Below are 26,951 nucleotides of genomic sequence, written 5' to 3' on the forward strand. Positions count from 1 at the left end.
CAGTTTAGCGACTCGTTTTCTTGCCGTTTGCAAGCCCTGTTTGTGATTGGGAGTGCAAAGGTAGCTAATTTTTCTGACTTTCCAAATTTGAAGTGAAAAAATTTTAAGCTTTTCTTTTCTTGTTTTTCGATCTAATCGCCTCCTGTTGAAGCGGGGTGCAAAGGTAAGGTAGCTTTTTCCGACTTTGCAAGAGGTTAAGAAAATTTCTTTTTTTAACCTCTTATGTGAGGGGCAAGGTGAGTAAGACACGTTGGCCAGCCGGGGAGTTCCGTAAGTTTTGCTTTTACTAGGAGACTTGCATTTTTCCAGGTTTCCAGTGGGCCGATTGCCGTTTGGGACTGCAAAGGTAAGGAGACTTTTTAGGCGGGCAAGCGGTGGATTACGAAATAAAACGGGCGAGGGTTGTAAGTGGCTGAGAATGGAAGAGAAAATTTTATATCATCTCCTACTTCCACTTTGAGAGCTCAACAATTCTCTAGCTCTTCCTCTAAATCAGCTCTAAACTTGTCTGATGAAACAACGAAACCAGTTTTACTTGGCTTCGAGAACACGTTTATCAAGAAGCCATTTTTCTCAAACGACTCTAAACGAGTCGATAGCAACTCATTGAGAGATATTACTAGTGTTTGGTAGTTCGCCCAAACGCCGGTTGCGTTAGCTTGTGCATATACCGCTGCTGGCCACAAGGCAACGATAGTTTTTCTTTCAACCTTTGCTAGTGCCCAAGTTCCATCTTCGTGAACGAGCGTATAGACTAGCTTAAAGTCAGCCACCTTCTTAGCAGTGTATTTGTACCTGTCAAACGGCTTTAGGGCTGATACCTTATCAACTTCTATCGGATTGGGATTATACTCCATTATGCCTGACTTGGCTACTAGGCTTCTAAATTAGAGGAAAAGCTAAAACGAATGTCATGCTGAGCGTGATGAAGCATCTCTACCGCTCCGCCGAACGTGCGGCAAAAGCGACCAAGATGCTTCACTACGTTCAGCATGACAATTGTTTACCAGACGCCTGATTTGAAGCCAGGCTGCTTATCGAAATAGCGTGCTCACTCTATCTGGGCCGACGCTGACGATGCGGATGGGCACTTGCAGCTCCTTTTCGAGGAAGGCTAGGTAGTCTTGAAGGGGCTGGGGGAATTGGGCAGCGTCGGTGACCTGGGTGAGGTCGGTATTCCAACCGGGGATGGCGACGTACTCGGGGGTGATGGTTTCGAGCTGGCCAGGGTCGGGGAGGTTGGGGGTGCTATCGCCGGTGGCGGTGCGGTAGTGCGTGCAGGCCTGGATTTCGGCGAAACCATCGAGCACGTCGGCTTTCATGAGGTGCAGCTCGGTGACGCCATTGAGCATGATGGCGTAGCGGAGCGCGGGCAGGTCTATCCAGCCGGTGCGTCGGGGGCGGCCTGTGGTAGAGCCGAACTCGCGGCCGGCTTGGCGGATTTGCTCGCCGACTTCGTCGTGGAGCTCCGTGGGGAAGGGGCCGCTGCCGACGCGGGTGCAATAGGCTTTGGTGATACCGTATACCTTATCTATATGACGGGGGGCGATGCCGAGGCCGGTGCAGGCGCCAGCGGCGATAGTGCTCGACGACGTGACGTAGGGATACGTGCCGAAATCAATATCTAGTAAGGAGCCCTGGGCGCCTTCGGCCAGGATGCGTTTGCCCTGGCGGAGGAGGTCGTTGAGCAAATATTCAGTGTCGATGAGCTGGAGCGTGCGCAGAAACTCAACGGCAGAAAAGAAGTCGGCTTCGAACTCGCCAATTTCCAACTCTTTATTATAGTGAGCGGCGATGCTAGCGTGATGGGCTACGGCTTCCTTATAACGCTCCTGAAAATCGGGGAGCAGGATGTGGCTGACGCGCAGGCCCACGCGGCCGATTTTGTCGGAGTACGTGGGGCCGATGCCTTTGAGGGTGCTGCCGATTTTGGTGTTGCCACGGGCTTCTTCGCTGATGCGGTCGAGGGCGCGGTGCGAGGGCAGGATGAGCTGGGCCTTCTTTGAAATGTAGAGGTTTTGGCTCCAATCCACTCCCCTATCGGTCAGTTTTTGCAGCTCGCCGCGGAAGACGACGGGGTCGAGGACGACGCCATTGCCCACTACGTTGAGGATGTGGGGGTGGAAAATGCCGCTCGGCACCTGGTGCAGCACGTGCTTCATGCCGTCGAAGGTGAGGGTGTGGCCGGCGTTGGGGCCACCCTGGAAGCGGGCTACGGCATCGTAGGTGGGGGCGAGCACATCCACGATTTTACCTTTTCCTTCGTCGCCCCACTGGAGGCCTACTAGTACGTCTACGGGCATTTTTTCAATTATCAATGAGCAATTAGCAATTATCAGGTTCTGCTTGATAACAGCTAACAGCTCGGGGATTGAGGTATTCTGATGGTTGGCAGCGGAAGCTACCGGCTATTTAGGGCAAAAAAACAGCCGCCTAGGAGGCGGCTGTGGTGAACTGTTGGCGGGCGTCGGCTTGGTCGGCGGCTACGGTGAAGATATTGCTTAGCTTGGTGAGGGCCAGCATTTTGCGGGGATGGTCGGCGGGATTGATGAGGACCATTTCGCCGCCGCGGCTGCGGAACTTGGTGAGCAGCGACACCAGCACGCCGATGCCGGTGCTGTTGATGTAGCGAATGCCCGAAAGGTCGACGGCGCAGTTGGTGACGGCGTCGCCTAGGTAGTCATTTACCGAATCGAGGAGCTGCTGGGTGTCGGGGCTGCCGATGAGGTCGCCGGTGAGGGTAAGGTAGAGAACGCCGTCGGCGAGGGTGCTGGTGGTGGTCATCTACTTAGTGGGCGCGGGGGCGGAGTGGGCGGCGGCTTTGGCGCGGCAGTCGCCGCAAATGCCGTACAAATTTAGGGAATGATGCAGAATATGAAAATTCAGCAGGTCGCCCACCATCGTTTGGATGCCGTGGATGCGGGGGTCGCAGAACTCGACCACCTTATGGCACTCGGTGCAGATGACGTGGTCGTGCTGGCGGTAGCCGTAGCTTTTTTCGTACTGCGCGAGGTTGCGGCCGAACTGGTGCTTGCTCACAAGACCTTGCTCGACAAGCAAATCCAGGGTATTGTAGACCGTGGCGCGACTCACCTGGAGGTTGCGCTCCTTCATGCCGGCGTACAGCTCCTCGACATCGAAGTGACCCGAGCGGGCGTAGATTTCTTCGAGGATGGCGTAGCGCTCGGCAGTTTTGCGGAGGCCTTTATTTTCGAGGTGGGCGGTGAAGATTTTCTTGACTTCTTCAAGGCGGTCGGTATTGAGCGTGGCCTGACTGGCGGCGCTGGGCGCATGGCGCGCGGCGTAGCCGGTTTCGGTCGAGCCGCCGAGGCTGGAGCCGGGGCCGCTGGTGGGCACCGGCATGGGTGGGGCGTGGAGGTCGGTTTTCACGAAATATCAGACGTTATATGTAGTATAAATTTCTGTTTGATTACTACAAAGCTACTACCGCTAAGATTCCTACCTAGGGCGCAGCTAATCGGCCGTGGCCGGGCGGGCCAGGGCGGCCACGGCCAGGCCCATCACGGCGATAATGGCGAACGACACCCGCAGGCTAGTCGCGCCCGCCACCAGCCCGATGAGCGGCGGCCCCAGCAAAAAGCCCGCAAAGCCTACCGTGGACACGGCCGCCAGCGCTACCCCGGCCGGCATGGTGCGCGACTTGCCGGCCGCGCTATACACCAGCGGCACTACCGACGATACGCCCAACCCCACCAGCATAAAGCCGATGGAAGCAATAAGCAGCGTTGGAAACGCCACGGCTAGCGCCAAGCCCACCGTGGTCAGTGTACCACTAAACTGTAAGGTGCGCGCCCGGCCAAACTTGTCGGTAAACCAATCGGCGAAGAAGCGGCCGGTGGCCATCATAGCCATGAAAGCCGAGAAACCGAGGCCGACCTGCGCTTTTTCGGCGAGAACTATCTTTTTGAAGTACACGCCGCTCCAGTCGAACATGGTGCCTTCGGAGAGCAGCGAGCAGAAGGCTAGCACCCCTAGGAGCATCAGGCTTTTATCGGGTAGCACGAACAGCGGCTGGTCGGCGGGGCTGGGGGCATCGGCGGGCACCAGGTAGGGGCGCATCAGGGCCACGCCCAGCCAGATGACGAGGGCCATAATGGTGAAATGCTGGAGCGGAGCAATGCCCCAGCCTATCATGGCCGTGCCTAGGGCGGCGCCCACGAAGCCCGCTAAGCTCCAGATACCGTGAAAGGTCGCCAGGATGGACTTGCCATAAATGGCCTCCACCCCTACCCCCTGGGTATTAACGCTAATATTGGCCATGTTGCTGCCGAAGCCAAATATCACCAGCGCGGCCAGCAGTTGCGGCACGTTTTGGGCCAAGCCTAGCAAGGGCAGCGCGCCCGAGTAGAGCAGCACGGCCAGCACCGTCATAGTGCGGCTCCCGTGCTTGGCCACCAGCCAGCCCGTGATGGGCAGCGACACGATGAGACCCACTGGCACCGCCAGCAGCACGCCACCCAGCTCGGTTTCGGAGAGGTGCAGCTTTTGCTGCACCGTGGGAATGCGCGAGGCCCAGGTTGAAAAACACAGGCCCTGCAGTAGAAAAGAGGCACTCACGGCCAGCCGATGAATGTGACGGGGCCGCGAGGCAACAACGGAAGCTTGCATACGGGGACTACGCCCGGCGGGCGCAGTGGCCTAGGTGCCGAAGCAACCTGAGGCTTTAAATAAACGGACTAATACAGGCTGAGAACGTGAGGGATGGGAATTCCTGCTACTGCCGAGCACTAGCGGGGGATGCGGCTACATTTCGAAATACAATGGGTAGTGGTTGGCGCAGCCGGGATTGAAAGCGGCCTGGCACGCCGGGCAGGTATTGTCGCAAGCTAAGTACTCCGCAATTGACAGCTGATTATGGCAATTACCGCACAGAATGGCCTCGGCGTCGCGCTCAGTTTTTGGCCATACAACCGGCGCGTGGTCGGCTAGTTCGGTGTGACACTGGATGCAGGCGTAAAACGTGCCGCAACACTTGTGCTTAATGGCGATAATATCGCGCTCAGAATGATAGTGGGCGCACTGCGTGCGAGCGTTGACGCCGAAACCATGGACTGAAAGATTTTCGTTACTCATTTACGAATCAAATCGCTCTACTTGCAGCACGCCGTTGACCCGGACCAGCCGCTGAATGAGCTTATTCAGGTGGTCGGTATCGTTAACAAAAACCAGGATTTGGCCTTCGAAAAAGCCATCGTTAGCTTCTACCGTGATGGAGCGCATATTTACTTTCAGGGCCGTTGAGATGATGCGCGTTATATCGTTTACGATACCTACGCGGTCGGAGCCTTTGAAGCGGATGCCGGCTAGGAAGGCTAGTTCGAGCTGGTCGGTCCACTTGGCGCGCACGATGCGGTTGCCGTAGTTCGACATGAGGTCGACGGCGCGGTGGCAACTGGTGCGGTGGATGATGAGGCCGGTTTCGGTTTCGAAGCCGAATACATCGTCGCCGGGGATAGGGTTGCAGCAGCGCGCCAGGCTGTGGTTGAACTTGTCGGTGCGCTCGCCGACTACCAGCATATTAGGGTGCAAGCCCCTGATTTTCTGAATTTCGCTGTCGAATTTCTTCGGCTCCAGCACCGAGGGGCGCGGCGTAATGATACCTTCCTGACGAAACAGATTCTCCCGGATTTCGCGGCCGTCGAGCATCCCCATTGCCAGGCGAAAGTAGAATTCCTGGGCGGTGGGCACGTTGAAATACGTGAGCAGGCGCTGAAAATTCTCGGGCGTGTTCTCGACGCCAATCAGCTCCAGGCGCTTTTCCAGAATGAACTTCCCGTCGTCAGCTTTCGAGCGCTTGTCGTCGCGCAGGTAGTCCTTGATGCGGTTTTTGGCCTTGCTGGTAATCACGTAATTGAGCCAGTCGGCGGTGGGCTTTTGCTTGTGCGAGGTCAGGATTTCGACCTGGTCGCCGTTGCGCAGCTTGTAGCTGAAGGGTTCTAGCTTTTGGTTGACTTTGGCACCTAGGCAGCGTAGGCCAATGTGCGTGTGAATGTCAAAGGCAAAATCGAGCGCGGTGGCTTTTTCGGGCAGGATGATGAGTTTGCCCTTGGGCGTGAAGGTGTAGACCTCCTTCACGAAGAGGTTTTGCCGGAACTCGTCCATGAATTCCAGCGCGCTGGAATTGTTGCTTTCCAGCATTTCGCGCACGCGGTTCACCCAGGCTTCGAGCGTGCTTTCGGGCTGAAGACTGCCGGTATCCTTGTACTTCCAGTGGGCAGCGTAGCCTTTTTCAGCGATGTCGTCCATGCGCCGCGAGCGGATTTGCACCTCCACCCACTGGCCGGGATGCGACATGACGGTGGTGTGCAGGCTCTCATAGCCGTTGGCTTTGGGCGTGCTCACCCAGTCGCGCAGGCGGTCGGGGTTGGGCTGGTAGAAGTCAGTGACGATGCTGTACACCTGCCAACAGGCGGCCTTTTCCTGGTCGTGCGGCACGTCGAGAATCACGCGGATGGCAAACAGGTCGTACACCTCCTCGAAGGTCACGTTTTGCTTACGCATCTTCTTGAGAATCGAGTAAATACTCTTCGGCCGGCCTTTTATTTCGTAGCTAAAGCCCTGGGCTTTCAACTCGTCATCAATAGGCTGCACAAACTCCTTGATGAAGCGATTGCGAGCGCTCTGGCTCTGCTTGACCTTGCCTTTCAGGTCGGCATAAATCTCAGTGTCGGTGTACTTGAGGTGCAGGTCTTCGAGCTCCGTCTTGATGGCGTAGAGCCCTAGGCGGTGCGCCAGCGGCGCGTAGAGGTAGATGGTTTCGCTAGCGATTTTGAGCTGCTTGTGGCGCGGCATCGAGTCGAGCGTCCGCATATTGTGCAGACGGTCAGCGAGTTTTATCAAAATAACCCGCACGTCTTCGCTCAGGGTGAGCAGCATTTTGCGGAAGTTTTCAGCCTGCTCGCTGGTGCCTTGCTCGAAGACGCCCGAGATTTTTGTCAGGCCGTCTACAATGCGGGCCACTTTGGGGCCAAAATCGCGCTCTACGTCACTGATTTCGGTGGGCGTATCCTCTACCACGTCATGCAGCAGCGCCGCCACGATGCTGGTGGTACCTAGGCCGATTTCCTCTACCGCAATTTGGGCTACGGCCAGCGGGTGCAGGATGTAAGGCTCGCCCGACTTGCGGCGCATGTCTTTGTGCGCCTCCAGGCTTTGGTTGAAAGCTTTTTTAATTATCTTGGTATCACCGCTTTGCAAGTAAGGCTTGGCGGTGCGCAACAGGCGGCGGTACTGGCGCAGGATTTCCTGGCGCTCTGCTTCGAGGTCGATAACGGGGGACATAGTACTACAAATAACAACTTGGCGGGCGGAAAGGTGTGTGGCGCGGTCCCTGCGAGTCCGTGCCGGACGCGGCGTAAGTAACGTACATAAAGCTAGCTATTCGCGGGCTCACGGTATCCGAGCTACATTGTTTGCGTACTTCCAAAATAATATGTACCTTTGCGGCCCCGCAGCGAATGGCGACGGGCAGCCAAACAAGCGGATGTGGCGAAATTGGTAGACGCGCCAGATTTAGGCTCTGGTTCCTTACGGTGTGTGGGTTCGAGTCCCTCCATCCGCACTTGTTTTAACAAAACAGGCCCCTGGCTAAGTAGTTAGGGGCTTTTTTTTTAACCTTTCTCGACTGGCAAGCACCAGCTTGCTCCCACCGTTTTGAATATTACGCTTGACCGCAATGAGGAGCAGCTAACCGGGCTGCTGAACGTGCATCTGGAAGAGGCCGACTACACTGACGCTGTAGAAAAGCAAATCAAGGAAACCACCAAAAAAGCGCAGTTCAAGGGTTTCCGCCCCGGTAAGGTGCCGGCTGGTCTGGTGCGCAAAATGTACGGCAAAGGCATTTTGGCCGACGAAATCAACCGCCTGCTGGGCCAAAGCGTTGACTCGTACCTGAAAGACAACAACGTAAAAATCCTGGGCGAGCCGATTCCGGTAGCTAGCGATGTCGATTTTGACACCGCCAAGGCGTTCGACTTCCAGTTTGAGCTGGGCCTGCTGCCCGACTTCGAGCTGCCCGCCGATGGCCAGCTGGAAGTGAAGCGTTCGGCCGTGAGCATCGACGATGCCACGCTGGCCGAAACCAACGAGCAGATTACCCGCCAATTTGGCGAAACCACCAACCCCGAGGCTTCGGAGGCCGACGATTACCTGTTTGGCAAGCTGAAAAAGGCCGGTGCCGAAGGCGAAGGCCAGACAGTATTGTTGCCCATCAACAAGGTGAAAAATGGCCAGGAGCGCTTCATCGGCGTGAAAGGTGGTGACACGCTGACGTTTGATTTGAGCGATGCTTTTGCGGGCGATGCAGGTGCTATCCGTAGCTTCTCGGGCCTGAGCAAGGAAGAAGCCGCCGGTGCTACCGGCGACTACGAATTCGAGGTAGAGAAAATCAACCGCACGGCTGCCCCGGAGGAAAACCAGGAGCTGTTCGACAAAGTATTCGGCCCCGAGACGGTGGCTTCGAAAGAAGAATTCGACGCCAAGATTCGCGAGACGATTCAGCAGAACTACGACCGCGAGTCGGATAACCTGGTGAACCGCAAGCTCATTGACGCGCTGATTGACAACACCACGATTCAGATTCCGACCGAGTTCTTCAAGAAGTGGCTGGTGCGCGCCAACGAAGGCAAGCTCGACGCCGCTACGGTAGAAGAGCACTACTCGGACTACGAGCGCGAGTTGAAGTGGAGCCTCATCCGCAATAAAGTGGTGGAAGACATGGGCCTCAAAGTAGAGACCGAAGAAATCCGCAACCGCGTGCTGGACAAAATCCTAGGTCAATTTGGCGGTGGCATGGCGCTGACCGACGAGATGCGCCAGGGCATGGCTGGTTTTGCTGACAACTACCTGAAGCAGGAGAACGGCAAAAACTACGTACAGGAGTACGAGGCCATTCTGGCAGAGAAAGTAGTGGAAGCCCTGCGTGGCAAAGTTGTTGTTACGGATGAGCCCGTAACGGCTGAAGAATTCCGCAACCAGAACGAGGGCTAAACCTTCGGACTAGTTGCCAGTTAAAAAAGCCTTTACGCCCCGCGTAAAGGCTTTTTTGTTGTTTATCCGTACCGTTTGTCATTGCGAGCGCAGCGAAGCAATCGCACCAGAGCGAGTCCGTTCGGGCACTACCTGGATACGATTGCTTCGCTACGCTCGCAATGACAGAAGATAGCATTTACAACATTCAGCCGCTGGGCTCGTCTTTTGTTTTTGAACACGGGCAAGCTAGCGCTTACCCTACATTTTTACCCACATGCTGAATAAACAAGAGTTTCGCAAATTTGCTGTAAAGCATCAGGGCCTCAACGGTTTGGCCGTGGACCAATATATTCATAACGTAGAAGGTCAGACGCGCGGTGGGCTCATCATGCCGAGCAACATGACCCGTTCGGTCATCGAGGAGCGCCCCCAGAACTTCCGTGAAATCGACGTATTCTCGCGCCTCATCATGGACCGCATCGTGTTCCTAGGTACGGCCGTGGATGACTACATCGCCAACATCCTGACGGCGCAGATGCTGTTCCTGGAGTCGGCCGACTCGAAGAAAGATATTCTGCTGTATATCAACTCGCCCGGTGGTTCGGTGTACGCTGGCTTGGGTATCTACGACACCATGCAGTACGTGAACCCCGACGTGGCTACCATCTGCACGGGCCTCGCGGCTTCGATGGGTGCCGTGTTGCTGGCCGGTGGTGCCAAGGACAAGCGTTCGGCGCTACCCCACGCCCGCGTGATGATTCATCAGCCTTCGGGCGGCGCGCAAGGCCAGTCGACGGACATCGAAATCACGGCCCGCGAGATTCTGAAGCTCAAGAAGGAGTTGTATGACATTCTGGCAAAACACAGCGGCAAAACATACCAGGAAATCTACGACAACTCGGAGCGTGACTACTGGATGCGTGCTGATGAGGCCAAGGAATACGGCCTGATTGACGAGGTGCTGGAGAAGAAAGCGGCCGCCTAGACCGCAGATTCAAACGGATTTTTAGGATTTAACGGATACGCCCGCCTGCGGCGGGCTGACTAAGCGATAATAAGAAAAGCCCTGGCTATGTAGCTGGGGCTTTTTTATAGCCTCAAAATAAAGACAAAAACCTATATAATCTGAACATTACGCAAGTCGAGCTACTTAGGCAACTCATAAGCCCTCGTGGCTCGCTGCAGTTTGCAACGAAGCCCTACGTGCGTCATCATTGCCCTGCTGCGCGGCGTATCTTTGAACCCGTTTCGCCGAAAGCAGCTTCTTACTGCTTGCGTTCATTTAGTTTGACCCGATGCCGGAAATAGCCTGCTCCTTTTGTAATAAGCCTAAGCGTGATGTCGCGGTCATGATTTCGGGCATCAATGCCCACATCTGCGAGAAGTGCGTGGCGCAGGCCCAGCACATTCTGAGCGAAGAAACCAAGCTGCAAGCCGAGGCTCGCCAGCCCAAATTCAACCTCATCAAGCCCCGCGAAATCAAGCAGCACCTCGACCAGTACGTGGTGGGCCAGGACGAAGCCAAGCGCGTGATGTCGGTGGCCGTCTACAACCACTACAAGCGCTTGATGCAGAAGCCCCAGCACGACGAAGTGGTGATTGAGAAGTCGAACATCATCATGGTGGGCGAAACCGGCACCGGCAAAACCTTCCTGGCCAAAATGCTGGCTAAAATCCTGCAAGTGCCCTTCTGCATAGCCGATGCTACGGTGCTGACGGAGGCCGGCTACGTGGGTGAAGACGTGGAAAGCATCCTCACGCGCCTGCTGCAAGCGGCTGACTACAACCTCGAAGCCGCCGAGCGCGGCATCGTCTACATCGACGAGATTGACAAAATCGCCCGCAAGAGCGACAACCCCAGCATCACGCGCGACGTGAGCGGCGAGGGCGTGCAGCAGGCGTTGCTGAAGCTGCTCGAAGGCACCCACATCAACGTGCCGCCCCAGGGCGGCCGCAAGCACCCCGACCAAAAGATGATTTCGGTGAACACCGAAAACATCCTTTTCATGTGCGGCGGCGCCTTTTCGGGCATCGACCGCATCATCAAGAGCCGTCTGAATACCAAGCCGATGGGCTTCTCCAAAACTAATCTGGAGGAGAACGTGGACACGCAGAATTTCTTGCGCTACGTATCGGCCCAGGATATCAAGAGCTTCGGCCTCATCCCCGAACTCATCGGCCGCCTGCCCGTGCTCACGCACCTCAACCCGCTGGACAAGAGCACGCTACGCCTAATTCTGACCGAGCCCAAAAACTCGCTCGTGCGCCAGTACAAGCGCTTGTTCAACATGGAGAACATCCACCTCGATTTCACCGAGGAAGCGCTCGAATACATCGTAGAGCGCGCCGACGAGTACCGCCTGGGTGCCCGCGGCCTGCGCTCCATCTGCGAGAGCATCATGACCGACGCCATGTTCGAAATGCCCTCCGAAGTCGGCACCGGCGAGCTAATGATTACGGAGAGCTACGCCAGAAGCAAGTTTGAGAAGTCACCGCTGCGGCTGATGCGGGCCGCCTAGGGCCGCGCCTGTCATTGCGAGCGTAGCAAAGCGAAGCGCGGCAATGACAGATGGTGGTCTACTTCCCCGTCACTTTAAACTCGGTGCGGCGGTTGAGTTGGCGGCCGAGCTTGGTATCGTTGGGCGCCACGGGGCGGGTGTCGCCGTAGCCGGCGGCGGCGAGGCGGTCGGCGGCGATGCCGTGCTGCGTGAGGTACGCCACTACGGCCTGGGCGCGGCGCTGGCTGAGGTCCTGGTTAGCGGCGGGCTTGCCGATGTTATCGGTGTGGCCGGCCATTTCGAGGCGGATGGTGGGCTGGTCGGCGAGCAGCTTTTGGAGGCGCTCCAGCTCGGCGGTGCTTTCGGGGCGCAGGGTAGCTTTGCCGGTGTCGAAGAAGATGTTGCTCAGCACGATAACAACACCGACTTCCAGCTTCTTGAGTGGAATATCCTTGGTCACCTCGGCGTATGCCGCGTCGGCGGGTAGGTCGAAGTTTTCGGAGTGGAACAGGTAACCCTCCTGCCGCACCACGATGCCGTAGTTGGTGCCCGAGGGCAGGCTCACGAGGTAGCGGCCCGAGGTGGCGTTGCTGTGGAAGGTGGCAATGCTCTGGCCGGTCTTGTTGTCAATCAGGTCGATAAGGGCTTCCACGGGCATCTTGGTCAGGTCGTCGGTCACGGTGCCTTTCAGGATGGTGACCTGGGCCGTGGCCACGGCCACGGGTGGCGCCAGCACCGTCTGGGTAATCGGGGCGAGGCGCGAGGCCAGCAGCTGGTTTTCTTCGCTGAGCACGGGCGGCTTTTCGGGACCTAGGAAGGTGATGCGGTAGATGTCCTTGCCGCCTAGTCCGCCCGGCCGGTCACTGGCGTAGTAGCCGTGCCGGCCCGAGGCCGAGGCCACGAAAAACACGTCGTCGTCGGGCGTATTGATGGGCCAGCCCAGGTTTTCGGGCTCGCTCCACTTGCCGTTCTGGTACACCGACTTGAAAATGTCGTAGCCGCCCATCGAGTTGTGGCCCTCCGAGGAGAAGTACAGCGTCTTGCCATCGGGCATAATAAACACGGCCTCCTCGCCGTAGGGCGTGTTGATAATCAGCCCCAGGTTCTCGGCGGGCCGGTTGCCGGCCAGCTCCACCTTATAAATATCGTGGCCGCCGCGCCCGCCCTCGGGTTTGTCGCTCACGAAGTAGAGGTAGCGCCCATCGGGCGAGTACGCGGCCGACGACTCGTGGTATTTCGAGTTGATGCGGCTGCCCAGCCCCTTGGGCTTGTCCCAGGTGATGCCGCGTAGGTTCGATTCGAGCAGGTCGCCGCCGCTCTCGTCGGCGTACACGAGCAGGCGCTGGCCATCGGGAGCGAGGCCCACGGTCGCATCGTGGTTTTTGGTATTGACGGGCGCGCCGAGGTTGGCGGCCGAAGTCCACTTTTTGCCCTGCCACGCCGCCTGGTACACGTCCTCAAAGTAGCTGTCGCCCAGTGGGTCTTTAGCCACACTGGCCGAGTTAGGCCGCCGCGAGGTAAAGAGCAGCGTCGTCTCATCGGCCGCTACTACCGGGCCGTAATCAGAGTAGGCCGAGTTGATTTCGGGGCCGGCATTGTCGATGAATACCCTAGCAGGACGCTTTTGCAGCTCCATTCCATTGCGGCACTCCCGCACGCGGCGCGACAAGTCCTCGGCTGTCACGGTCAGGGCACCGTCGGCAGCCTTGCTGCCGCCCATCGGCGCGCTCTGCTGGTATTCCTTGATGGCAGCGGCCCATTTGGCATTCAGGTGCAGCGCTTGGCCCAGCAGGTAGTGCGTGCGCGCATCGTTGGCGGGCTCTAGCTTCTGTGCTTTCTGCAAATACGGCAGCGCCGCCGCCTTCGTGCCCGAATGCAGGTAGCAGTCGCCAATCTTGGCGTTCAGCTCCGCATTATCGGGGTTGAATTCCTGCGCGGCTAGGTAGTGCGGCAGCGCCACGAGGTAACGCGCCGGGTCAGCCAGGTAAGCCTCGTCGCCGGCTTTCAACTCGCGCTGGGCCTCCTTCAGCCCATCCTTATTTTCCTTAAATTGGTCTTTGGTAAACAGGATGCTCTGCGCGGCGCTCGGCAGGCTGGTGGCCAGCAGCAAAGCCAGTGGCAAGCGGCGCAACAAGTGCGAATAAGTAGCCATAAATGGAATAGCGGTACTACGGATAACTATAAACACTATCAATTACTTAACCCTATTCTTTATCAGCAGATTCCTCAGCGGCCTGACCGGTGCAGCCCGCCGCGGCCGCGTAGCGATTGCCAATCAGCATACCTAGGGAGGCGGCCCGGCGCCAGTCTTGGCAGGCCTCGTCGGCTTGGCGCAGCATTTCGCGGGCGTGGCCCCGGTTGAGGTAGGCCTCGGCGTACTTGGGGTTGAGGCGGATGGCCTCGGTAGCGTCGGCGCTGGCTTTGGCGTACTGCTCTAGCTTTAGCTCGGCGGCGGCGCGATTGTTCCAGGCGTAGGCGTAAGCAGCGTCTAGAGCGATGGCGCGACCGAAATCGGCCACGGCGCCGGCGTAGTCCTTGTTATCGAAGCGGGCGTTACCCCGGTTGCTAAATGCTAGGGCATTATCGGTCTTTTGCGCGAGGTAAGCGTCATAATCACGCAGGGCTTCGGTGAGTTTGCCGGCGCGGCGCTCGGCGGCGGCCCGGTTTAGTAGCGCCGGCAGTAGCGTGGGCTGCAAAGTCAGCGCCCGCGAGTAGTCGGGCACGGCGGCGGCGTAGTTGCCCAGCCGCAGGCTGGCGCTAGCCCGGTCGTGGTAGGCGTAGGCATAGGTCGAATCGGCTTTTACCGCACCGCTAAAATCGTCGTGCGCCGCCTGGTACTCGCCGTGCTCGAAGCGCAGCACGCCGCGGTTGTACCAGGCCGGCGCGTAGATGGGGTTGGCTTTGAGGGCGGCGGCGTAGTCGGCTTCGGCTTCTGCGGCCTGGCCGGTGGCCTCCCGCGCTTGACCGCGTCCGAAATAGGCAGCATAGGCGCCGGGCTCCAGCCTCAGCGCCTGGTCGTAGTCGGTTACGGCGGCGGGGTATTCTTTCAGGGCCAGGCGGGTAGCGGCGCGATTGGCATAGGCGGCGGCAAAGTCGGGCTTGGCGGCTAGCGCCTGGTCGAAGCTGGTGAGGGCCGCCGCATAATTGCGGGCATTGAAGCTAGCCAGACCAGCGTTATAGGCTTTTTCGGCGAGTTGGCGGCCAGGCAGCGTGCTGGCGCGCACGCTATCGACCTGGGCTAGCGCGGGGGCCGCTTGCAGCAGCACCGCCAGCCCAAACCCACCTATAAGAAACGTACTATTACTGGACATATCTAATAGAAATAATAACTTAGGTAAGACGCGCTCGAATAGGCTCTATAACCTCCCGACTAAGGTAATAACCCAAATGGATTAGCTCTACTCACACCTGGCGCACAAATAAAATTTTTAGAGTTTCCAGGCTGCTTCGCAAGCATGAATACTTGTTATTATTAAATAATGCTATAAGCAAACAGCGCCTGAAATCAACTGATTTCAGGCGCTGTTTGTAACTACCGAGCAGTAGCTGCCTCAGCTCAATTCCTGCTCGGCAGCGGCGCGCTCGGCCGGCGTATTTATATTTCGCAGCACTTCGCCGGTGGGCGTAGGCAGCACTTCCACGTCGCTATTGATAAGCATCTTGCGGGGGCAGGAGTAACCCAGGCCTAAAAAGCGCAGCAACTCAGGGTAAGCGCGGGGCTCAAAAATGGTGATAAGCGGCTCGGGAAAATCGCTGCCGGGGCTCTGGAAAGCGGTGGCCAGGCGGCTGGGCTGGCGGCCGGCCACCAGTTGGCGCAGCGTGTCGGCGGTCATAAACGGCAGGTCACAGGCCAGCACCAGCCACGCCGCGTTGGGGTCGTGCCGCAGGGCCGACAAAATGCCCCCTAGGGGCCCCAGGCCCAAGAAAGTATCGGCCAAGGGTTGCAGGCCGGCCGGCAGCTCGGCCGCTTGGTCAGCGCGGCACGATACGAAGACATCCTGGCAGACTTCGGCCAGCAGGGCGGCGGCTACTTCGCGCTGCTCGCGGCCGTCGGGGCCGTAGCGGAGGCGGCCTTTATCGGTTTGCATCCGCTGGCTGAGGCCGCCGGCCAGCACCAGGCCGCGCAGTGGGGCCTGGCGACTTTGTAGCCATTGCTGCACCCAAGCGGCTAGGCCGGCCACGTCGGCTAGGGCGAATTTTGGGAGCTGGGCGTGGTGCGGCAGGTGCGCCTGCAGGTAATCCGGCAATTCGGCTACGCCGGCGGCAAAGACTATAGCCTGCACGTCGGCTAGCTTGTCAAGCTTGTGGGCCAGCGACTTGCGCGGGTCAATCAGCACGACTTGGTGGCGGGCGCGGAAGTGGTTGCCATTCACCAGCACTAGGTTGGTGCCGGCTAGTAGCTCGGGCTGCGAGAAGCGGTCGAGGGCCCGGAGCTCATCGCGGCGGCGGAAATGGATTTTGTCGGTTACTTCTACCGCCGCGCCGGCTTGCAGCAGCGCACTCATGGTTTGTTCGGCATCGGCGTCGCCGCTGGCGTGGTCGGCATCGACGTAGCCCACGCGGTGCCCGGCGGGAGCTAGAGCGGCCGTGAGGCGAGCGGCCAGCTGCTGGATTTCGCCGCAGGGCGCCCCTAGGAAGGCCAGCTCGTGGCGGGCAAATTCGCCTAGGTCGGGGCGGGCGAGGTCAGCGTGCTTGGTGCGGGGCGTGGGGGCGTTAGTCATAAGGCTGTAACAGCGTAGCGCGAACTTTGTAGTTCGCGTATGCAAATGGGTAGTGTGCCCATGCTGCACGTTGTCCGTCCACATACGCGAACTACCAAGTTCGCGCTACCTCGCCCCATGCTTTCCGTCGCTGACGCCTACCAACAGATTCTCGCCACCGCCCGGCCCCTCTCCTCCGAAACCGTGCCCCTGGCCGCCGCCGTGGGCCGCGTGCTGCACCAGACCATAACCGCCGACCGCGATTTTCCGCCCTACAACCGCGTAACAATGGACGGCATCGCGCTCAGTTTTGCGGCGCTGGCAGCGGGCCAAATCACCTTTCCCATCGAACGCACGCAGCTGGCTGGGGCGGTACCCGAGCCGCTACACAACCCGCAGGCCGCCATTGAGATAATGACCGGCGCGGCGCTGCCGCCCGGCACCGACACCGTCATTCGCTACGAAGACCTGGACTTTACGGACGAGCCCGCGCGCTGGGCCACCGTGCGCGTGGCCCCGCCCCGCCAGGGCCATAACGTGCACGCGCAGGGCAGCGACCAGGCGGCCGGCGCGCAGCTGCTCGCACCCGGCCAGCTCCTCAGCCCCGCCGAAATAGCCGTGGCCGCCACCGTGGGCGCGGCCACGCTGGCCGTGGCGCGGCGGCCCCGCGTGGCCATAGTGAGCACTGGCGACGAGATAGTAGACGTAACTGAGACACCCCTCCCCCACCAGATTCGGCGCTCCAATGCCTATATGCTGCAAGCCGCGCTGACCCTGGATGGGGCAATAAGCACGGTTTTTCACTTCAACGACGACCTAGACACGCTGAAAGCCAGCCTGCCGCCGCTGCTGGCCAAGTACGATGCCGTGCTGCTAAGCGGCGGCGTGTCGAAAGGCAAGGCTGATTTTTTGCCGCAGGCGCTGCGCGAGTCGGGCGCGGCGGAGCTGTTTCACCGGGTGGCGCAGCGGCCGGGGCAGCCGCTGTGGTTTGGGCAGCGGCCGGGCGGCGCGGTGGTGTTTGCCCTGCCGGGCAACCCGGTGGCGACGTTTGCGGCGTATTACCGCTACGTGCAGGGCTGGTTGCGGGCATGTCAGCAGGCGATACCTAGGCCGTTGGTTTTTGCGGAGCTAACCGAAGCCGTAGAATTCAAGCCCACGCTCACGTACTTTCTGGCCGTGCGGCTCGAAAACGCGCCCGGTGGCCGTCTGCTGGCCCATCCTGCTCCAACCGCTGGCTCGGGCGACCTAGCGGGCCTGCTCACGGCCGACGGCTTGCTGGAGCTAGCGCCCGAGCCGACGCATTTTGCGGCGGGCACGGCATGGCCAGTTTGGCCGTATCGGCAGGGTCTGTAACCCATCCGTGCAAACTCCCATCACAAAAAAAGCCGCCCGATTCACTAGAATCGGGCGGCTTTTTTATTTGCTATTACCGTTATTTAAACAGCGCCAGCGCTTTGATAAACGTCTGCGAGACGCCCCACGCTAGCGGAATGCCCACGTAGAGCCAAGCCAAAATGGTCGAGCCGCCGGCTGATTCTTCAGCAACGGGAGCAGTGGAATTTGCTTTTGGATTCATTATCGGATAGAATTAAGAATGATGGGCAATGACTTAGTGGCCGCCGGCTTCGGCAACCACGGGGCCTTTCTCCTGATACTTTGCGTTGACGGCCGTCACGGCCAAGTCGGCCAGAAAACCGACGGCCAGCAGGCCCGCCATGGTGTAAAACACCGTTTGGTAAGCAGCTGCGCCAGTGAAGCCGGCAGCCTTGCGGCCTTCCGACAAGCTGTGCACGATGAGCGGACCTAGGACGCCGGCCGTGCTCCAAGCCGTGAGCAAACGCCCGTGGATGGCCCCTACCTGGTACTTACCAAAGAGGTCGGACAGGTAGGCCGGCGCGGTGGAGAAACCACCGCCGTACATACTGATAATCACGCAGGCCACAACTACGAATAGCGTGAGCTGCCCACCAAGACCCAGCGTTGGAGCCAGGGCGTACAGAATCACCCCCAGGCCGAAATAGACGAGGTAGATGGGCTTACGACCTATCTTATCCGAGGCCGACGACCAGAAGAAGCGCCCCAGCAGATTGAACAAGCTGAGCAGGCCAACGAAACCAGCGCCAGCCGCCGCGAGCGCGGCGGTGTCCATGCCCTTGCCTTTCTCGGTGCCGGAAATAACGGCTTGGATGAGTGGTGAGGCAGTTTCGAGCACGCCAATACCGGCCGTTACGTTGCAGAGCAGCACCACCCACAGCAGCCAGAATTGCGGCGTTTTGATGGCGTTGTCGGCCGATACGTTGCCGGTCGTAATCATGGCGTTGTGGTCGGTGCTGGGCACGTAGCCGGCGGGCTTCCAGTCATCGGCGGGCACGCGGATGGTCCAAACGCCCCACTGCATAAACAGCAAGTAGATGATACCCATTGCGATAAACGTGGGCGCCACACCCTGCGGCGCCGAGCCTTTGAAGTGGTTCATGAGCGCCACGGCCAGCGGCGAGCCTATCATGGCGCCGCCCCCAAAACCCATGATGGCCATGCCCGTAGCCACGCCTTTACGGTCGGGGAACCACTTAATCAGCGTGCTCACCGGCGAGATGTAGCCGATACCCAGCCCGATGCCGCCCACGAAGCCGTAGCCGAAATACAGCAGCGGCAGGCTGTGAATGTGCACGCCATACGAGCCAATGAGAAAACCACCGCCGAAGCACAGCGCCGAGGCCAGCATGGCCTTGCGCGGCCCTACGCGCTCAAGCCATTTGCCAAAAATGGCCGCCGATAAACCCAGCAGCACAATGGCGATGGAGAACGTCCAGCCAATCTGGCCGGGCGTCCAGTCGGTGGGCGCGGGATGGGCCGGGTCACCGCTGATGAGTGAACCCAGAGGCTTATTAAACACGCTAAAGGCGTAGGCCTGGCCGATGGCCAGGTGAATGGCCAGCGCGGCCGGCGGCACCAGCCAGCGGTTGTAGCCGGGGCCGGCAACGGTACGGCTGCGGTCAAGCAGCCCAGCGGAAGTGTCGGGCATAGAAGGGAATTTTAAAGATGAACGGGAGGTGAATAATTGACGCTTAAAGCGCTACTGTAATGCAAGGTAGAGGTAGTACGTAATCGCACAAGCCGGCGGCGTAAGAATTTTGCTAATCTACTATAGCTACGCGCTGGCGGGGTACTTGTTGTGGACTTGGCGCAATTACCCCCAAAAGAAAAAGCCCCTGGCGCAACGCCAGAGGCTTTTCTAAAACGACAGTGGCACCTAGGCAGGCACGGCCTCAGCACGTTGCTTCTGGGCCGGCTGAGCCTTTTCGACTTTGGCCGGTACTACCGTCACGACCACGTACTTGGAGGTAGGCGTATTGCTCACCTTGGCCACGCTCGTGATGGGCACCAGCGGGTTAGCCTCGGGGAAGTAGGCCGACACGTTGCCCTTCGGAATATCGTAGGGCACTACGACGAATTTCTCCACCGTGCGCTGCTCGCCCTCGTAGTGGCTCGTGATGTCAATGAGGTCCTTGGCCTTAAGGCCGCGCGAAGCAATGTCCGCCTTGTTCATAAACAGCACGCGGCGCTCGTTGTGGATGCCCCGGTAGCGGTCGTTGTACTCGTAGATGGTCGTGTTGAACTGGTCGTGGCTGCGCACCGTCATCAGGATGAGCTGGTCGGGCTCCAGGGTGTACTTCTCTAGCTCGGTGGTGGAGAAGTTGGCCTTGCCGTTCTTAGTCGTGAACTTGCGCTCGCGGGGGCCGTTGGGCAGGTAGAAGCCGCCTGGCTGCCGCAGGCCCTCGTTGAAGCGCTCGAAGCCCGGAATAACCCGCGAAATATGGTCGCGGATAACGTCGTAGTTCTCCGTCATGGCCACCCAGTCGGTGGTGGTTTTCTCACCGAGCGTGGCAATGGCTACGCCGCTGATGATGGCGACTTCGCTCAGCATATCGCCGGCCAGCGGCACCAGGATGCCTTTGTTCTGGCTCACGACGCCCATCGAGTTTTCGCAGGACGTCATCTGGTGCCCCGATTTCTGCATATCGATATCGACGTGCGCGAAGGTGGGCAGCAACAGGCTGGTTTTGCCGGTCACGAGGTGGCCGCGGTTGAGCTTGGTACCCACGAACACGGTTAGGTTTTGCTTGCGCATGCCCTCGGCGATAAACTCCGTATCGGGGCCGGCGGCCAGCAGGTTGCCGCCCAGGCTGAAGTACACCTTGGTTTTGCCGGCGTTCATCATCTTGAGGCTTTCCACTACGTCGAAGCCGTCTTTGCGGGGCGACTTAAACTGGAATTCCTTGTCGAGCGCGTCGAGGAACGGCGCGTGCATCCGCTCCCAAATGCCCATTGTGCGGTCGCCCTGCACGTTGGAGTGGCCACGCACCGGGCAGGTGCCCGCGCCGGGCTTGCCGATGGCGCCCTTCATGAGGTGCAGGTTCACGATTTCCTGAATCGTTTGCACGCCCTGGCGCTGCTGCGTCACGCCCATCGCCCAGCAGGTGATGATTTTTTGCTTGGTAGCCAGCATATTAGCGGCCTCCAGCAGCAAGGCGCGGCTGATGCCGCTAATCTCCTCGATTTCTTCCCAGCTGGTGTTGCGGATGTTCTGCTCAAACGACTCGAAGCCGGTTGTAAACTCTGCTACAAAGGCCCGGTCTACCACCTGGCCGGGGTTGCGGTCTTCGGCCTCAAACAGGTGCTTCATGATGCCGCGCAGCAGGGCCATGTCGCCATCGACCCGCACTTGCAGGTAGAGGTCGGTGATGGGCGTACCGTCACCCATCAGCGCACCGAGGGCGCGCAGCGGGTTCATGAAATCTTGCGGGTTTTTGAAGTGGTTCAAGCCCGCTTCAATCAGCGGATTAGCGCTGATAATCTTGGCCCCGTTGCGCTTGGCGTGCTGCAAAGCCGAGAGCATCCGCGGGTGGTTGGTACCGGGGTTCTGGCCGATGACGAGAATTACCTCCGCCTCGTAAAAGTCGTTGAGCGTGACGGAGCCTTTGCCCAAGCCTAGGGTTGGGCTCAGGGCCGAGCCGCTGCTCTCGTGACACATGTTGGAGCAATCGGGCAGGTTATTGGTGCCAAACTGCCGCACGAAGAGCTGAAACAAGAAGGCCGGCTCGTTCGGAATTTTGCCCGAAGTGTAGAACACCGCCTCGTCGGGCGAGGCCAGGGCGTTCAACTCATCAGCCACAATCTGGAACGCCTCGGGCCACTCGATGGGCTCGTAGTGCGTGCCGCCGGGGCGCTTCACCATGGGGTGCGTGAGGCGGCCGGCGTTGTTCTGGTCGCGGTCGGTCAGGCGCGAGAGGTCGGCCAGGCTATGCTGGGCAAAAAACTCAGGGCCCGCGGCTTTGTCGTCGGCATCGGAGGCCGTAGCCTTCGCGCCATTTTCGCAAAACTCGGCTACCGAGCGGTGCTCGTCGGGGTCGGGCCAGGCGCAGGACGAGCAGTCGAAGCCGTCCTTCTGGTTGAGACCCAGCAGCGCCTTGGTGCCGCGGCCCACGCCGCCCTCAGTCCAGCTAAACTGCATAGACTTGATAACGGCCGTGACGCCGGCCGCAATTTTGGCGCGCGGCTCCAACTTGAGGCCGGTGAGGGCTTCGGGGGGCTGGGCCAGCACCGGGTACAGATACTTGGCCTCGGCCGTGGGCGGGGCCGGAATGTGCTCGTGGGCCGGCGGCGCGCCGGCATTTTCCTCGTGCTCGTCCTTAGTAGGGTTGTCGGAGGCAGTGTGTTCGTAGTCAGCCACGGGGGCCTCGCCCTGGTCGGGGCGTTCGCCGCTCACGGGGGCTATTTCGGCCTTTTGCTGGTGAAGCTGGCCAGACTTGCTGGCGTCGGCGATGGGAGAATCTTCCATATTCATAGAGGTAGTAAGGGTGGGATGCGTGACGATACCAAAGCTAATCAGGAATGCTGCTAGCGACCAGGTAAAAGGCTAGTGGCGACAGTCCAGGTCTTTTTCAACCAGGATACGTAACTGTCGACCTTCAGCGACAATGATTTGCGCCGAGAAGCCATTTTTTTCGGTTTCCGTCCACTCCTGGGCCAGGGTGGCGGGTACCTCCACGGCCAGCGCCCCGGCGGCATAGCGCACCTGCACAGCAGTAGTGGCAGCGGTAGCGGGCAGCTTTTCGAGGGCGTAGTGCAAAGTCTGGTCAGGCGCGGGGCCAAACACGATGGTGTAGGCCACGCGCCCGGTTTGGGCAAATTGCTGGACCTCAGCGGCCGAAAGCCGCAGGCGCAGCGAGTCTTCTTCTAGTCGCAGTTTCATACGTCGGTGATGCGCTGGGCGTGCGAGTAAATATTGAAGCGCTCATTGCGCACGAAGCCCAGCAGCGTGAGGCCGAACTCGTCGGCCGCCTCCACGGCCAGGCTGCTGGGGGCGCCCACCGCCGCCAGGATAGCGACGCCCGCCATTGCGGCCTTTTGCACCAGTTCGAAGCTAGCCCGGCCGCTCAGCAGCACCAGGTGCTGACCTAGGGGAAACTGCCCGCTCAGCAGCGACGCGCCCACCACTTTATCAAAGGCATTGTGGCGGCCCACGTCTTCGCGCAAGAGCAGCAGCTCGCCGGCCGCCGAAAACAGCGCCGTGGCGTGTAAGCCGCCCGTTTGCTCAAACACGGCCTGGGCCGCTCGCTGCCGCCCCGGAAGCGCATGGATGAGGGCGGCCGACACCCTAGGGCTGTCCAGGGCGGGCGGTACCGGGCACGCGGTGGCGCGCACAGCCGCAATACTGGTTTTACCGCACACCCCACAGCTGGAAGTGGTGTAAAAATGCCGCTCCAGGCGGTCTAGTTCCACGGCTACGCCGGGGGCTAGCTCAGCGCGTATCACGTTGCCGCGCTCCTCGGGCCGCCTAGGGTCGGCGCGGTGCTCGATGTGCAGGATGTCCGTGGGTTGTTGAATGATGCCCTCGCTCAACAGGAAGCCCGCCACCAGCTCGGCATCGTGGCCGGGCGTGCGCATAGTCACGGCGAGGCTGCGCGTCTGGCGCTGGGCGGCGGGGCCGTGCAGCAAGCTGATTTCCAGCGGAGCCTCCACGGCCAGCAGGTCGGTGGCGTGGGTGGTGGCCGCGCCGGCTACGCGCGCCACGGTGGTGCGGGTGGCACTGGCGGCGGGTGGGGGCTGGAGCGGCAGGGTCATTGGCGAAGTACGCTCGGCCAGCCGCAGCGGCCCACCGATTTATCGCTGTTTTAACCGCCAAAGGGGGTGAATGTTCAGCCGTAGTGCGGACTCTGTGAGTCCGCGAATGCTTGTCAATGAACACTTCTACTCGCGGACTCACAGAGTCAGCGCTACTTCCCTTCCCGCAAATACTTCACCATCAGCGTCGCCGTCTGGCGAGCAGCGTTGTGCTGCCCTAGCTTGGCGCGCAGCTCGGCGTAGCCGGCTTTTTGGCGGGCAATGTAGTCCTGGTCAGTAAGCAGGCGCTTGAGCTCATCGAGCAGGTTGCGGGCCGTGAACTTGCTTTGGATGAACTCCTGCACCACCTCGCGGCTCATAATGAGGTTGACCAGCGAGATATAGGGTACCTTAATCAGTGCCTTGCTCACCTGGTAGGTTACTGCGCTGGTGCGGTAGCACACCACCTGCGGCACCCCAAAAAGGGCCGTTTCGAGCGTGGCCGTGCCGCTGGTCACGAGCGCTGCGCTGGCGCGGCTCAGCAGGTCGTAGGCTTGGTCAAAAACCAGCTTGATGCCATTGCGCTCAAAGTGCTGGTAGTACGCGCGGTCGAGGTTGCTCACGCCGGCCACCACAAACTGGTACTCCTGAAACGCGGGCAGCACGGCCAGCATTTCGTGCAGCATTTCTTCGAGTTCCTGCTTGCGCGAGCCCGGCAGCACCGCGATTATCGGCTTCCCGGGGTCGAGGCCGTGCTGGGCCTCAAAGCCGGGGTTGGGCACGAAGTCGGCCACCTGGTCGACCGTGGGGTTGCCGATGTAATCAACCTTATACTCAAAGCGTTGGTAGAACTCCTCCTCAAACGGCAGGATGACGAACATCCGGTCCACGTGGGCCTTGATTTTCTCGACGCGGCTCTGGTTCCAGGCCCAGATTTTAGGCGAGATGTAGTAGAACACCCGCACGCCGTGCGCCTTGGCCCAGGCCGCCATCCGCAGGTTGAACCCACCGTAATCGACCAGCACCAGCACGTCGGGCTTATACTCCAGAATGTCGCGCTGGCACTCCTTCAGATACCCCCGAAATTTGAGAATACTCGTGGCCGTTTCCCAAAACCCCATCACGGCCAGCTCGCGGTAGTGGTGCACGAGGTGCCCGCCCTCGGCCTGCATCAGGTCGCCGCCCCAGTAGCGGAAGTCAGCGGCCGGGTCCTGCTCTTTCAGCTCGTGCAGCAGGTTGGCGGCGTGCATGTCGCCGGAGCGCTCGCCGGCAATGAGATAGTATTTCATGGAAGAGTTATGAGTTGAGAGTTATGAGTTAAGAGTTGAATAAGCAGACTCGGCTCGGGACGAAGAGCTAATCCATAACTCTTAACTCATAACTCTTAACTCGGCGCTAGCCGTAGTATTCCACCGCGTTGCGGGGCGTTTCGTAAATCTTGATGCAGTGCAGCTGGGCCGGCGTGAGGGCGGGCAGCTCGCGCACCAAGATTTGCCAGAAGGCCACGGCCAGGTTTTCGGTGCTGGCGAGCTGGCCTTGCAGGAAAGGCACGTCGAGATTCAGGTTTTTGTGGTCGACCTGGTCGGTGATATGCACCTTGATGAGGTCGCTGAGGGCCTTGAGGTCCACCACAAAGCCGGTGTCGGGGTCGGGCTGGCCCTTCACGGTCACTATCATTTCGTAGTTGTGGCCGTGCCAGTTTTCGTTGGCGCAGGGCCCGAATACTTCCTTGTTGCGCTCGGGCGTCCAGGAGGGGTTGTAAAGTTTGTGGGCGGCATTAAAGTGCTCGCGGCGACTAACGTATAGCATAGCGGATAGGAAGGTGGGCGGCAACGGCGGGCGGGCTACATACCCCCCGACCATCGGTTGCGGCACCAGTTTTGGGGGCGGCAAAGATACGCCGACTCCCTGCGGCGGCCCGGCCTCCGCTTTTGGGCGAGCCAGCACCGGTAGCCGCTACTGCCCCAAGGGTAGCTCGCCAGCGGGCGCTACCTTTAAGGCCAAATTTGCTTTCTTATGATAGTTGTAACCGGTGCGGCCGGCTTTATCGCCAGCTGCTTAGTCTCGCGCCTCAACGCCGCCAACTTTAACGACATTGTGGTGGTCGACAATTTTGCCGTGGAGAAAAAGCTCCCCAACATCCGGGGCAAAAAGCTACGCGAGTACGTCGACCGCCTCGAGTTTTTTGACTGGCTCGACCAGCACCACGAGCAGGTGGAATTTGTGTTCCACCTAGGGGCCCGCACCGACACCACCGAGCAGGACTACGCCGTGCTCGACTTGCTTAACCTCAACTACAGCAAGCAGATGTGGCAGGCCTGCGTGCGCTACCAGCTGCCGCTGGTGTACGCCTCGTCGGCGGCCACCTACGGCGACGGCACCCTAGGCTATTCCGACAACGAGGCGCTGCTGCCCGAGCTGCGCCCGCTCAACCCCTACGGCGAGTCGAAAAACGACTTCGACAACTGGGCCGTGCAGCAGGCCGAAAAGCCGTATTTCTGGGCCGGCCTGAAGTTCTTCAACGTGTACGGCCCCAACGAGTACCACAAGGGCCGCATGGCATCGGTGATTTTGCACGCCTTCCATCAGATTCGGCAGCACGGCAACATGACGCTCTTCCGCTCGCACAACCCCAACTACATCGATGGCGGCCAGATGCGCGATTTTGTGTACGTCAAGGACGTGGTGGAAGTGTGCTTTTTCCTGCTCAACCACCGCACGCAGTCGGGCATCTACAACCTAGGTAGCGGCCAGGCCCGCACCTTCATGGACCTCACGCTAAACACCTTCGCGGCCCTAGGTGCCGCGCCCGACGTGCGCTTCCGCGACACGCCCGAGGACATCCGCGACAAGTACCAGTATTTCACCGAGGCCGACATGAGCAAGCTGCGCAGCATCGGTTACGCGCTGCCCTTCACCTCACTCGAAGACGGCATCCGGGACTACGTGCAGCAGTACCTGCTGCCCGACCGGTTTTATTAAGCCAGCCCTATCGTTTTCCTAGGGCGCTAAAAAAGAAGCCGCCGTTTGCGTAAGCAAACGGCGGCTTTTGTGTGTGGGCACGGCCCTAGGCGGCCAGTGGCAGGCCTTCGGGGTACATGGGCACCACCGGCGTTTCGGGCTGGCGCTGGGGCGCGGCCAGCGCGGGAGTGGCTAGCTCGTCGGCGTGGCGGCGCAGGGCGCGCATGAGCAAGTATTTGTATTTCTCGGCATCGGCCAGGGCCTGCTCTACGGCGTGGAGCGCATCGGCGTAGCCCACTACGGGCTGCAGCTCGCAGCGCGGGCGGCGGGCTTCAAATACGTGCGGGGCGAGGTATTCGGCGGGGCTTTTCATAGTAGTAAATAGCTAGGTAATCGGTGCTTATACTGTCAACGCCCGGCCGGTTGGCAAAATTCACTTTTTGACGGTTTTACACCGAATTAAAACTGCTGTATATCAAGCATTAATAAAATATTTTCAACTTAATTTTGCTGCCATCAGCACGCAGCAGAAAGCAGTCTTTTGTAGGTTAAATAGCCTCGAAAGCTGACCGCTCCCGGTACTGTTGGCCGTAAAACTTGGCACGGCTTTTTCTAGTAAATGTCCTAGGTAGTTACCTGCGAGAACCCGGCGGCTTGCGCCTCGCCACCGCTTACATTTCTGCGGCGACGGGCT

At 59.5% G+C, this 26,951-nt stretch carries 23 protein-coding genes and 1 tRNA gene; 6 read left to right on the forward strand and 18 right to left on the reverse strand.

Annotated features, from left to right (window positions below):
- Positions 1-464 precede the first annotated feature (464 nt).
- From ACFSDX_RS18975 to ACFSDX_RS19005, 7 genes are all read right to left on the reverse strand, one after another.
- A complete protein-coding gene (locus tag ACFSDX_RS18975) occupies positions 465-857 on the reverse strand; it encodes a DUF2750 domain-containing protein (protein WP_382316415.1) in 393 nt (130 codons plus the stop codon).
- A 177-nt stretch (positions 858-1,034) separates the two neighbouring features.
- Positions 1,035-2,303, reverse strand: a complete 1,269-nt coding sequence (locus ACFSDX_RS18980; RefSeq protein WP_382316417.1) for an adenylosuccinate synthase — start codon at positions 2,301-2,303, stop codon at positions 1,035-1,037.
- A gap of 130 nt (positions 2,304-2,433) precedes the next feature.
- A complete protein-coding gene (locus ACFSDX_RS18985) occupies positions 2,434-2,784 on the reverse strand; it encodes an STAS domain-containing protein (RefSeq protein ID WP_382316419.1) in 351 nt (116 codons plus the stop codon).
- Positions 2,785-3,363 carry a Fur family transcriptional regulator gene (locus tag ACFSDX_RS18990; protein WP_382316486.1) on the reverse strand — a complete coding sequence of 193 codons (579 nt, stop codon included), beginning with the start codon at positions 3,361-3,363 and terminating at the stop codon, positions 2,785-2,787.
- A gap of 111 nt (positions 3,364-3,474) precedes the next feature.
- Complete coding sequence (locus tag ACFSDX_RS18995; RefSeq protein WP_382316421.1) at positions 3,475-4,629, reverse strand: MFS transporter; 1,155 nt, start codon at positions 4,627-4,629, stop codon at positions 3,475-3,477.
- A 135-nt stretch (positions 4,630-4,764) separates the two neighbouring features.
- Positions 4,765-5,094 (reverse strand): CHY zinc finger protein, encoded by a 330-nt coding sequence (locus ACFSDX_RS19000; protein WP_382316423.1) that lies wholly within the window; start codon positions 5,092-5,094, stop codon positions 4,765-4,767.
- Positions 5,095-7,302 (reverse strand): RelA/SpoT family protein, encoded by a 2,208-nt coding sequence (locus tag ACFSDX_RS19005; RefSeq protein WP_382316425.1) that lies wholly within the window; start codon positions 7,300-7,302, stop codon positions 5,095-5,097.
- A gap of 198 nt (positions 7,303-7,500) precedes the next feature.
- Between ACFSDX_RS19005 and ACFSDX_RS19010 the strand changes: the two genes are divergently transcribed.
- The 4 genes from ACFSDX_RS19010 (at position 7,501) to clpX (ending at position 11,510) form a co-directional block, all read left to right on the forward strand.
- Positions 7,501-7,582: transfer RNA gene (locus ACFSDX_RS19010), tRNA-Leu, on the forward strand.
- Positions 7,583-7,674: 92 nt separating this feature from the next.
- A complete protein-coding gene (gene tig / locus ACFSDX_RS19015) occupies positions 7,675-9,009 on the forward strand; it encodes a trigger factor (RefSeq protein ID WP_382316427.1) in 1,335 nt (444 codons plus the stop codon).
- Between the two features lie 256 nt (positions 9,010-9,265).
- Positions 9,266-9,976, forward strand: a complete 711-nt coding sequence (locus ACFSDX_RS19020) for a ClpP family protease (protein WP_382316429.1) — start codon at positions 9,266-9,268, stop codon at positions 9,974-9,976.
- A gap of 310 nt (positions 9,977-10,286) precedes the next feature.
- Entirely contained in the window at positions 10,287-11,510 is a 1,224-nt protein-coding gene (clpX, locus tag ACFSDX_RS19025; RefSeq protein WP_382316431.1) for an ATP-dependent Clp protease ATP-binding subunit ClpX, read from the forward strand.
- 58 nt (positions 11,511-11,568) lie between these two features.
- Here clpX and ACFSDX_RS19030 read toward each other — a convergent pair whose 3' ends face one another.
- The 3 genes from ACFSDX_RS19030 to ACFSDX_RS19040 form a co-directional block, all read right to left on the reverse strand.
- Positions 11,569-13,641, reverse strand: a complete 2,073-nt coding sequence (locus tag ACFSDX_RS19030) for an OmpA family protein (protein ID WP_382316433.1) — start codon at positions 13,639-13,641, stop codon at positions 11,569-11,571.
- Positions 13,642-13,693: 52 nt separating this feature from the next.
- On the reverse strand, positions 13,694-14,800 hold the full coding sequence (locus ACFSDX_RS19035; RefSeq protein ID WP_382316435.1) for a tetratricopeptide repeat protein: 1,107 nt from the start codon (positions 14,798-14,800) through the stop codon (positions 13,694-13,696).
- Between the two features lie 240 nt (positions 14,801-15,040).
- Positions 15,041-16,210 carry an NTP transferase domain-containing protein gene (locus tag ACFSDX_RS19040; protein WP_382316436.1) on the reverse strand — a complete coding sequence of 390 codons (1,170 nt, stop codon included), beginning with the start codon at positions 16,208-16,210 and terminating at the stop codon, positions 15,041-15,043.
- Positions 16,211-16,327: 117 nt separating this feature from the next.
- Here ACFSDX_RS19040 and ACFSDX_RS19045 point away from each other — a divergent pair, with 117 nt between their 5' ends.
- Positions 16,328-17,542: a molybdopterin molybdotransferase MoeA gene (locus ACFSDX_RS19045; RefSeq protein WP_382316437.1), complete on the forward strand. Its 1,215-nt coding sequence runs from the start codon at positions 16,328-16,330 to the stop codon at positions 17,540-17,542.
- A gap of 79 nt (positions 17,543-17,621) precedes the next feature.
- Here ACFSDX_RS19045 and ACFSDX_RS19050 read toward each other — a convergent pair whose 3' ends face one another.
- The 7 genes from ACFSDX_RS19050 to ACFSDX_RS19080 form a co-directional block, all read right to left on the reverse strand.
- On the reverse strand, positions 17,622-17,765 hold the full coding sequence (locus ACFSDX_RS19050) for an MFS transporter small subunit (RefSeq protein ID WP_382316438.1): 144 nt from the start codon (positions 17,763-17,765) through the stop codon (positions 17,622-17,624).
- Positions 17,766-17,798: 33 nt separating this feature from the next.
- On the reverse strand, positions 17,799-19,214 hold the full coding sequence (locus ACFSDX_RS19055) for an OFA family MFS transporter (RefSeq protein ID WP_382316440.1): 1,416 nt from the start codon (positions 19,212-19,214) through the stop codon (positions 17,799-17,801).
- Between the two features lie 228 nt (positions 19,215-19,442).
- Positions 19,443-22,031 carry an FdhF/YdeP family oxidoreductase gene (locus ACFSDX_RS19060; protein WP_382316442.1) on the reverse strand — a complete coding sequence of 863 codons (2,589 nt, stop codon included), beginning with the start codon at positions 22,029-22,031 and terminating at the stop codon, positions 19,443-19,445.
- A 78-nt stretch (positions 22,032-22,109) separates the two neighbouring features.
- The gene (locus ACFSDX_RS19065; protein ID WP_382316443.1) at positions 22,110-22,445 is read right to left on the reverse strand and encodes a DUF7009 family protein; all 336 of its coding nucleotides are present in this window, start codon (positions 22,443-22,445) and stop codon (positions 22,110-22,112) included.
- Complete coding sequence (fdhD, locus tag ACFSDX_RS19070; RefSeq protein ID WP_382316445.1) at positions 22,442-23,317, reverse strand: formate dehydrogenase accessory sulfurtransferase FdhD; 876 nt, start codon at positions 23,315-23,317, stop codon at positions 22,442-22,444. The genes ACFSDX_RS19065 and fdhD overlap by 4 nt, the downstream gene beginning before the upstream one ends.
- Before the next feature lie 152 nt (positions 23,318-23,469).
- Complete coding sequence (gene lpxB, locus ACFSDX_RS19075; protein ID WP_382316447.1) at positions 23,470-24,585, reverse strand: lipid-A-disaccharide synthase; 1,116 nt, start codon at positions 24,583-24,585, stop codon at positions 23,470-23,472.
- A 106-nt stretch (positions 24,586-24,691) separates the two neighbouring features.
- Positions 24,692-25,105, reverse strand: a complete 414-nt coding sequence (locus tag ACFSDX_RS19080) for a 6-pyruvoyl trahydropterin synthase family protein (RefSeq protein WP_382316449.1) — start codon at positions 25,103-25,105, stop codon at positions 24,692-24,694.
- Between the two features lie 207 nt (positions 25,106-25,312).
- On the opposite strand from ACFSDX_RS19080, the gene rfaD reads away from it, so the two are divergent.
- Complete coding sequence (gene rfaD / locus ACFSDX_RS19085; RefSeq protein WP_382316451.1) at positions 25,313-26,278, forward strand: ADP-glyceromanno-heptose 6-epimerase; 966 nt, start codon at positions 25,313-25,315, stop codon at positions 26,276-26,278.
- Between the two features lie 85 nt (positions 26,279-26,363).
- Here the strand turns inward: rfaD and ACFSDX_RS19090 are convergent, their stop codons facing one another.
- Positions 26,364-26,630 carry a hypothetical protein gene (locus ACFSDX_RS19090; RefSeq protein ID WP_382316453.1) on the reverse strand — a complete coding sequence of 89 codons (267 nt, stop codon included), beginning with the start codon at positions 26,628-26,630 and terminating at the stop codon, positions 26,364-26,366.
- Positions 26,631-26,951 lie beyond the last annotated feature (321 nt).

Origin of the sequence: Hymenobacter bucti (assembly GCF_042681145.1) — a bacterium.
Lineage (GTDB): Bacteria > Bacteroidota > Bacteroidia > Cytophagales > Hymenobacteraceae > Hymenobacter > Hymenobacter bucti.

Bases quoted from the DNA above. Each gene is read 5' to 3' on its own strand.
- ACFSDX_RS18975 (WP_382316415.1), bottom strand. From the start codon at position 857: ATGGAGTATAATCCCAATCCGATAGAAGTTGATAAGGTATCAGCCCTA.
- ACFSDX_RS18980 (WP_382316417.1), bottom strand. From the start codon at position 2,303: ATGCCCGTAGACGTACTAGTAGGCCTCCAGTGGGGCGACGAAGGAAAA.
- ACFSDX_RS18985 (WP_382316419.1), bottom strand. From the start codon at position 2,784: ATGACCACCACCAGCACCCTCGCCGACGGCGTTCTCTACCTTACCCTC.
- ACFSDX_RS18990 (WP_382316486.1), bottom strand. From the start codon at position 3,363: ATGCCGGTGCCCACCAGCGGCCCCGGCTCCAGCCTCGGCGGCTCGACC.
- ACFSDX_RS18995 (WP_382316421.1), bottom strand. From the start codon at position 4,629: ATGCAAGCTTCCGTTGTTGCCTCGCGGCCCCGTCACATTCATCGGCTG.
- ACFSDX_RS19000 (WP_382316423.1), bottom strand. From the start codon at position 5,094: ATGAGTAACGAAAATCTTTCAGTCCATGGTTTCGGCGTCAACGCTCGC.
- ACFSDX_RS19005 (WP_382316425.1), bottom strand. From the start codon at position 7,302: ATGTCCCCCGTTATCGACCTCGAAGCAGAGCGCCAGGAAATCCTGCGC.
- ACFSDX_RS19020 (WP_382316429.1), top strand. From the start codon at position 9,266: ATGCTGAATAAACAAGAGTTTCGCAAATTTGCTGTAAAGCATCAGGGC.
- clpX (WP_382316431.1), top strand. From the start codon at position 10,287: ATGCCGGAAATAGCCTGCTCCTTTTGTAATAAGCCTAAGCGTGATGTC.
- ACFSDX_RS19030 (WP_382316433.1), bottom strand. From the start codon at position 13,641: ATGGCTACTTATTCGCACTTGTTGCGCCGCTTGCCACTGGCTTTGCTG.
- ACFSDX_RS19035 (WP_382316435.1), bottom strand. From the start codon at position 14,800: ATGTCCAGTAATAGTACGTTTCTTATAGGTGGGTTTGGGCTGGCGGTG.
- ACFSDX_RS19040 (WP_382316436.1), bottom strand. From the start codon at position 16,210: ATGACTAACGCCCCCACGCCCCGCACCAAGCACGCTGACCTCGCCCGC.
- ACFSDX_RS19045 (WP_382316437.1), top strand. From the start codon at position 16,328: ATGCTTTCCGTCGCTGACGCCTACCAACAGATTCTCGCCACCGCCCGG.
- ACFSDX_RS19050 (WP_382316438.1), bottom strand. From the start codon at position 17,765: ATGAATCCAAAAGCAAATTCCACTGCTCCCGTTGCTGAAGAATCAGCC.
- ACFSDX_RS19055 (WP_382316440.1), bottom strand. From the start codon at position 19,214: ATGCCCGACACTTCCGCTGGGCTGCTTGACCGCAGCCGTACCGTTGCC.
- ACFSDX_RS19060 (WP_382316442.1), bottom strand. From the start codon at position 22,031: ATGGAAGATTCTCCCATCGCCGACGCCAGCAAGTCTGGCCAGCTTCAC.
- ACFSDX_RS19065 (WP_382316443.1), bottom strand. From the start codon at position 22,445: ATGAAACTGCGACTAGAAGAAGACTCGCTGCGCCTGCGGCTTTCGGCC.
- fdhD (WP_382316445.1), bottom strand. From the start codon at position 23,317: ATGACCCTGCCGCTCCAGCCCCCACCCGCCGCCAGTGCCACCCGCACC.
- lpxB (WP_382316447.1), bottom strand. From the start codon at position 24,585: ATGAAATACTATCTCATTGCCGGCGAGCGCTCCGGCGACATGCACGCC.
- ACFSDX_RS19080 (WP_382316449.1), bottom strand. From the start codon at position 25,105: ATGCTATACGTTAGTCGCCGCGAGCACTTTAATGCCGCCCACAAACTT.
- rfaD (WP_382316451.1), top strand. From the start codon at position 25,313: ATGATAGTTGTAACCGGTGCGGCCGGCTTTATCGCCAGCTGCTTAGTC.
- ACFSDX_RS19090 (WP_382316453.1), bottom strand. From the start codon at position 26,630: ATGAAAAGCCCCGCCGAATACCTCGCCCCGCACGTATTTGAAGCCCGC.